A 6,767-nucleotide genomic window follows, 5' to 3' on the forward strand; every position below is an offset into this window, starting at 1 on the left:
GGGTTGGGGTGCGAGGTTCGTGGCGTGGCACTGCGAATGGGTAGGAGCACCGGTCCGTTCGCTCCCGGGTCGGCGGGGGAGCGGAGGGGCCCCGCGGTGGTGGCCCGGGCCTTCCAGGCGTTGCCGTCCGCGCATCGTGAGATCTTGGCCGAGACCGTCTTCAGGGACCGGTCGGTCAACGAGGCCGCGGCCTCGCTGGGGGTGCCGGTGGACGTGGTCAAGCTCCGCGTCTACCACGCGCTCCGCGCATTGAACACCGCATTGGACGCGCCCAGAGCCAGCCGGTAAATGGTTTGCCGGGACGGGAACCGTCCCGGCATCATGGGCGTCGAAGGAGAACGAGACCGGAAGGGGAAGGCCATGCGTCGCCGAATGCATAGCAGTCTTTTCGGTCTCGGGAGTCGTTCGAGGACGTGAATCGCACGTTCTGACGCCGCCCGTGCATCGCGGGCGGTTTTTGTTTTCCGGAGGGTTGGCCGAGCGGGAAGGCAGCGGTTTGCTATGCCGTCGTCAGGGTCACCCCTGCGCGAGTTCGAATCTCGCACCCTCCGCACCGGGTGGGGACGCTGGTGTGTCCAGCGGTTTCATAAGCCGCGGCAGGCAGGTTCGATTCCTGCACCCGGTACGCAATATCGAGTCTCCGTGGCGCAGTTGGAGAGCGCGCCGGGTTGCGGACCCGGAGGTCGCAGGTTCGAGTCCTGCCGGAGATGCGGCTTCCGTGGTGTAGTGGTCTGCACGCCAGGTTGTGGTCCTGGAGGTGTCGGTTCGATCCCGATCGGGGGCCCTGTGGGGATTTGGCGATGAGAAATTGCCGAGACGCCGCGGTTGCATTGGAGGAATGCTGGAAAAGCTTTCCGCATGCTCAACTCCTCCATGAAGTCGCGCCTGCTGGCGTCCGGCATGGCGGGCGCGCTCGCGCTCGTCGTCTGCGGTGGTCCCGCCGGGGCGGAGACTGGGTCCGCGCCCTATCTCGATCCGCGGCCGTCCGTCCGGGAGCGGGTGGACGATCTGCTCGGACGGATGAGCCTGGACGAAAAGCTCGGCCAGATGACTCAGCCCGAACGCAGATTCGTCACGCCGGAGGAGATCACCCGGTACGGGATCGGTTCGGTGCTGTCGAGCGGCGGGTCGGCGCCCAGCCCGAACACGGCGGAGAAATGGGCGGACATGTACGACGGGCTGCAGCGGGCCGCGCTCGCCGGGCGGCTGCGCGTCCCGATCATGTACGGGGTGGACGCGGTGCACGGCCACAACACGGTCGTGGGTGCGACGATCTTCCCGCACAACATCGGGCTCGGAGCGTCGCGCGACCCTGGTCTGGTCCGTGAGATCGGTGCCGCGACCGCGGTGGAAATGGCGGGGACGGGTGTCGATTGGGACTTCGCGCCTTGTGTTTGCGTCGTTCGCAACGATCGGTGGGGGCGGACGTATGAGTCGTTCGGCGAGGTGCCTGAGCTGCCGTCGATGATGACGACGGTGGTTGAAGGGCTGCAGGGGGAGGAGTTGGGCGGGCCGGCGTCGGTGCTGGCCACGGCCAAGCATTTCGTGGGGGACGGGGGAACGGAGGGCGGCGACGACCGGGGTGATGCCCGGATATCGGAGAAGGAGCTGCGGGCTGTTCATCTGCCGCCGTTCCGGGCGGCGGTGAAGCGGGGCGTCGGGTCGGTGATGGTCTCCTACAGCTCGTGGAACGGCGTGAAGATGCACCGGAACCGGTATCTGATCAATGACGTGCTGAAGGGCGAACTGGGATTTAATGGGTTCGTCGTCTCTGATTACAAGGGGATCGATGAGATCGACGGCCGGCCCGGGTTCACGCGGGAGGAGGTCGCCGCCGCGATCAATGCCGGGATCGATATGGTGATGGTGCCGACGGAATGGCGCCGGTTCATCGAATACCTGCGTGACGCGGTCAAGGGCGGGAGCGTTCCGATTTCTCGTATCGATGACGCGAATCGAAGGATTCTTAGGAAGAAATTCGAGCTTGGGCTCTTCGAGCGTCCCCTGGCGGACCGGTCGTACCTAAAGACGGTCGGCAGCGCGGCGCATCGCGAGCTGGCGCGGCGGGCCGTGGCTGAGTCGCAGGTGCTGCTGAAGAACGACGATGACGTGCTCCCGCTGGACGACGACGACAAGATCTTCGTGGCGGGCGGCAGCGCGGACGACATCGGCACGCAGTCCGGCGGGTGGACGATCACTTGGCAGGGCAAGCCGGGGCCGATCACACCGGGCACGACGATCCTGGACGGCATCCGCAAGGCCGCGGACCCGTCCGCCACCGTCGCCTACAGCAAGGACGGCACGGGCATCGACCGGTCCTACGACGCCGCCATCGCCGTGGTGGGGGAGAAGCCGTACGCCGAGTACCACGGGGACAGGACGGGTGATCTCGGCCTCGACGGCGAGGACCTCAAGACCATCGGCCGGCTGCGCGCCGCGGGCGTCCCGGTGATCGTGGTGCTGGTGTCGGGCCGTCCGATGGACATCGCCGCACAGCTCCCCGGCTGGGACGCGCTCGTCGCGGCGTGGCTCCCCGGCACCGAGGGCGCGGGCGTGGCCGACGTCCTGTACGGCGAGGCCGAACCGACCGGGCGGCTTCCGGTCACGTGGATGCGCGACAGCGCCCAGCAGCCCGTCAACCGGGGCGACGGCAAGAAGCCTTTGTTTCCGTTCGGCTTCGGTCTCAGCTACGACGACTGATACGTCCGAAATGTGCCTCTGACCTCGGTATTCTTGGATGCGTCCAGATACGGCCGCGCCATTTCGCACATACCTGCCCTAAGTGAATGCCGTTCGTCCGCCCATCGCTGCCAAGGGGTGCCCCGGTGACGCGACCCTCCCTGCACGGGGGCGACCCCTCGGTGCTCCGCCGCCTCAACTCGGCCGCGACCCTGCGGGCGCTGCGCGACGGCGGCGAGTCCACGCTGACGGAGCTGGCCGGACGCGTCGGGCTGTCCAGGCCCACCACCGAAGGCGTGCTGGCCGAACTGATCGACCGCGGTCTCGCCGCCGAGAGCGCGCCGCGTCCGGGCACGGGGCTCGGCCGTCCCGCCCGCCGCTACCGGTTCCGCGCCGAGGCCGGGCACGCGCTCGGCATCGACATCGACGCGCACCGGGTGGGGCTGATCGTCGCCGACCTCGCCGGCGACGTCGTCGGAGGGCACCGCGCCGGGCTCGACGTGCAGGGACCGCCCGGCGAGCGGCTCGCGGCGGTCCGGGCGGCGGTGAAGAAGTGTCTCGCGGTCGCGGACGTCGACCGCCGGTCGCTGCTGGCCGTCGCCGCCGGGACGCCGGGCGTCGTCGCGCCCGACGGGACGGTCACGTCCTGCACGGTCGTGCCCGGCTGGGAGGGCGTGCGGCTGGCCCGGGAGCTGGGCCGATCGTTCTCCTGTCCCGTTCTCGTCGAGAACGACGCCAACCTCGCCGCAGTGGCCGAGCGTTGGCGCGGCGCCGCCCGCGACGCCGACGACGTCGTCTGCGTCCACGCCGGCCTGCACACCGGCATGGGCGCGCTCATCGGCGGACGTCTTCACAGGGGACGCTGGGGCGCCGCGGGCGAGGTCGGCATGCTGCCTGAGCTGGGGCTGCGCGACACCACCGCCGCGCTCATCACCGGGATGGACGCCGGCCCGGAGGCGGCGGCCGCGGCGCTGGCCGCCTTCGCGTCGGCGGAGGTCGATTCGCCGGGCTCCGCCTTGCGGGGCGCGGGGGTCGATCACGCCGACCGCGTCCTGGACGCCGCCGGATGGGGCGCGGCGGAGGCGAAGGAGGTCGTGGAACGGCTCGCGTCCCGGATGGCACGCGGCGTCGCGGCGATGGCCCTCGCCCTCGACCCCGAGATGATCGTGGTCGGCGGGCCGCTGGTCAGGGCCGGGGACCTGCTGGTCTCCGAGCTGCGCCGGCGGATCGCGCCGCTGTGCCTGAGCCCCGTCCGGATCGAGGCGTCCGAGTTGGCGGACGAGGCGGTCGGTCTCGGCGCGGTCCGGCTCGCCCTCGACCGGATCGACGAGGACCTCTTCCGCCTCGACCGCCGCCCGCCCACCCCGTCCGACGCCTGACGATGGCGGCGGTCGCTAATGGTCTTTATTGGGCTTCGGGCAGTCTACGAATGTTAAACCTGCTCCTATTCGTGCAAAGCGCTTTTGTGTTTCATAACGTCCAAATGGGTTAATGCTCTGCGCTTCTCGAAATGATCCGCCGTCCTGTCGGTGGGGCGCTGTAGTGTCTCCGTGTACGGGTGAGCGGGGACCGACGAGAGCGACAGGAGCGACATGAGTGCTGAACCGCTAGAACCGCCCATGCCGTCCATGGGGCGCGTCCGCCGGGTGCCGCGGACGATCAAGGGCATCAGCGACTGGCTTCCCGAGGAGAAGCGCGCCCAGTTCCTCAGCGAGATCACCCGGGCGGAGTTCGGGTCCGATCTCGCGAACCTGCTGTCCGGATGGTACGCCGAGGCCATGTTCAGCCAGGTGCCCGACCGCGAGGAGCGCCACGTCAAGGCGGTCAGGGAGATGAACGCGGGCAAGAAGATCTCGCTGGACGAGATCAGGGCCGGGCGGCGGTTCCGAAGCGGCAACGTGTGACCGCTCCCAAGAGCGGCTGGACGGTGTTCTGCTCCGAGACGGCGGGCGAGATACTCCATCACTCCCTCCCGAAGCCGATCGAGGACCGTCTCGTCGAGTACCTCTGCGAGTTGGCCTGGCAGGGCGGCGCCGCCGTCGACCTGGGGCTTTCACCGCCGGGCCGGGCGCTCGACGAGGTGGGGGTCGCGTACACCGTCTCGCTTGACGATGTCGACGTGTCCATCACCTACCTGGTGCTCCGTGACATCAAGGAGTTCCAGGTCACCGACATCAGCTGGGCAGGGTAAGAGAGCGGCCAAGGGCTAGGGGGTCAGCGGGGTGCTGAAGGTCCAGCCCTTGGCCAGCAGGTCCTCGGTCGCCGCGACGGCCGCGGCCAGGCGGTTCTCGTGCGGGCCCGTGACGGTGATGTGCGGCAGGGCCCGTTCTTCCAGTTCCTCCTCGAAGCGTCCCGACATCCATGACCTGATCGACGCGCCGTCGCGCCAGCCGTCCTGCTCGAACGGGACGCCCTCCGGATCGGTCAGGATCCACAACTGGTGTTGGGTGCGCTCATGGACGGCCTCGACCTCCGGCGCCGGCGAGCCGAGATAGCGCTCGTGCCAGAGCGCGGTGGCGAACGCGTCGGTGTCGCAGACCAGCAGCGGTGAACCCGACCGGGCCGCGGCGTCCTCCATGGCGGCGTGGTGCTCGGCGATCCGGGTGAAGTCGGCGGACTCCCAGGCCAGGTCGTCCAGCCACAGCGAAGGGTCGCCCGCGGCGCGGCGCGCGGCGGCCAGCTTCTCCTCGGTGAACGTGCGGCCGTACTCCGGCACCCATCGCGTCGCCGCCCACACCCCGCCCCGGCCCGCGTAGTGCGCGGCGAGGGCGCGGGCCAGCGTCGTCGTCCCGGTCGACTCCGCGCCGACGACCACGACGCGCCGCGCCAGATGGCCCCGGACGGCCGGTGCGAGGAACTCCCAGTTCCCCGCGGGATCGTCGCGGACGGCGGTGCTGCTCACCGGGAAGCGCTCACGTGGCGGATCGACCGGAACGTGGACGGCGGAGAGACGCCTCGCCAGCTCGGGCCCGTACGCCTCCGAGCTGAACACCGCATCCACTGGCGGCACGGACACGCCGAGCCCCGACGCCGTCGCCACGCCCGCCCGGAACAACGCGACGTGCGCCGACCAGATCTCGTCCGACCCGTAGTCGATCTCGATGTCGTCCACGACCGGGATGATCTCCACGTGCGGCTGCGGATGCGTCTCGCGCAGCCACGCCGTCCGCAGGGGCAGCGGGATGCTCTCGACGCTGGACGCGGCGACGACCACGCTCACCCGGTCGCACGCCGCCGCCGCGACGTCGATCAGATGGTGATGACCGGCGTGCGGCGGGTAGAACTTGCCGATCACCAGCCCGTGCGCGTGCATCACGCGGCAACCGGAGCCGGGCCGGGGCCGGGGACGGCGCGGGCACGGAAGTCGCGGCGCCAGGCGAGCAGCCCGAAGACGCACAGCGTCAGGAAGATGACGTACAGCGCGCTCGTCAGCTTCAGGTCCTTGTAGAAGTAGAGCGGGATGTAGACGAGGTCCGCGGTGATCCACAGCCACCACGACTCCAGCAGCTTCCGCGACTGACCGTAGATCGCCATGAGCGAGATCGCGGTGGTGAGGGCGTCCCAGAACGGCACGGTCGAGTCCGTCCAGACGGACAAGGACCAGGTCAGGAGTGCGGTGCCGGCCGCGCCCGCCGCGATGAGGGCCGCCCACTCGGTGCGCCGGGTGCGCCGGACGGGCAGCCCGTCGCGGCCGTCCCCGCCGTATAGCCACACCCACCACCCGTACACCTGGAGCGCAACGTAGACGACCTGCAGCCCGGAGTCGGCGTAGAGGCCGCCGTCCAGGAACACCAGGCCGAGCAGGATCACGTTCGCGATGCCGATCGGCCAGTTCAGGATGTTCTGCCAGGCACCCTGGGGTGACCTGCGGCCGGACCACGACTCGCCGGGCTGACCTCGCGAAACACCTCTCTGGAGTTCCCGAAGAAATCTCCGCCCTTCCCGGCGTCAGGTGCACTCGATGTGCATCGCCGGTAAGGCTTGGGGAACTCTGGGGAGGTGCATCTACGGCAGGGCACCGTGCAGCGGCAGTTCGACGATCATCACGTCGAAGTGCGGAGAGTCGGGGAACGGCTGAGCCTTGCCGG

At 69.6% G+C, this 6,767-nt stretch carries 7 protein-coding genes and 4 tRNA genes; 9 read left to right on the plus strand and 2 right to left on the minus strand.

Annotated features, from left to right (window positions below):
• Positions 1–144 precede the first annotated feature (144 nt).
• The 9 genes from E1287_RS46130 to E1287_RS41135 all read left to right on the plus strand — a co-directional run bounded on the left by E1287_RS46130 (position 145) and on the right by E1287_RS41135 (position 4,870).
• Positions 145–288, plus strand: coding sequence for a hypothetical protein (locus E1287_RS46130; protein ID WP_243719794.1), 144 nt, complete (start codon positions 145–147; stop codon positions 286–288).
• 178 nt (positions 289–466) lie between these two features.
• Positions 467–551 (plus strand) — tRNA-Ser (locus tag E1287_RS41105).
• Between the two features lies 1 nt (position 552).
• Positions 553–625: transfer RNA gene (locus E1287_RS44430), tRNA-Met, on the plus strand.
• Positions 626–636: 11 nt separating this feature from the next.
• A tRNA-Arg gene (locus tag E1287_RS41110) sits at positions 637–710 on the plus strand.
• A 2-nt stretch (positions 711–712) separates the two neighbouring features.
• Positions 713–784, plus strand: a tRNA-His gene (locus E1287_RS41115).
• Between the two features lie 74 nt (positions 785–858).
• Positions 859–2,700 (plus strand): glycoside hydrolase family 3 N-terminal domain-containing protein, encoded by a 1,842-nt coding sequence (locus tag E1287_RS41120; protein WP_131971215.1) that lies wholly within the window; start codon positions 859–861, stop codon positions 2,698–2,700.
• Positions 2,701–2,825: 125 nt separating this feature from the next.
• Complete coding sequence (locus E1287_RS41125) at positions 2,826–4,058, plus strand: ROK family transcriptional regulator (protein ID WP_243719795.1); 1,233 nt, start codon at positions 2,826–2,828, stop codon at positions 4,056–4,058.
• Positions 4,059–4,271: 213 nt separating this feature from the next.
• A complete protein-coding gene (locus E1287_RS41130) occupies positions 4,272–4,583 on the plus strand; it encodes a hypothetical protein (protein ID WP_131971218.1) in 312 nt (103 codons plus the stop codon).
• Positions 4,580–4,870: a hypothetical protein gene (locus E1287_RS41135; protein WP_131971220.1), complete on the plus strand. Its 291-nt coding sequence runs from the start codon at positions 4,580–4,582 to the stop codon at positions 4,868–4,870. The genes E1287_RS41130 and E1287_RS41135 overlap by 4 nt, the downstream gene beginning before the upstream one ends.
• 15 nt (positions 4,871–4,885) lie before the next feature.
• On the opposite strand, the gene E1287_RS41140 is transcribed toward E1287_RS41135, so the two are convergent.
• Positions 4,886–5,992, minus strand: a complete 1,107-nt coding sequence (locus E1287_RS41140; protein ID WP_131971223.1) for an AAA family ATPase — start codon at positions 5,990–5,992, stop codon at positions 4,886–4,888.
• Positions 5,992–6,519 (minus strand): nicotinamide riboside transporter PnuC, encoded by a 528-nt coding sequence (gene pnuC, locus E1287_RS41145; RefSeq protein ID WP_131971222.1) that lies wholly within the window; start codon positions 6,517–6,519, stop codon positions 5,992–5,994. The genes E1287_RS41140 and pnuC overlap by 1 nt, the downstream gene beginning before the upstream one ends.
• Positions 6,520–6,767: the final 248 nt, after the last annotated feature.

This window comes from Actinomadura sp. KC06, assembly GCF_004348735.1.
Classification (GTDB): Bacteria; Actinomycetota; Actinomycetes; order Streptosporangiales; family Streptosporangiaceae; genus Spirillospora.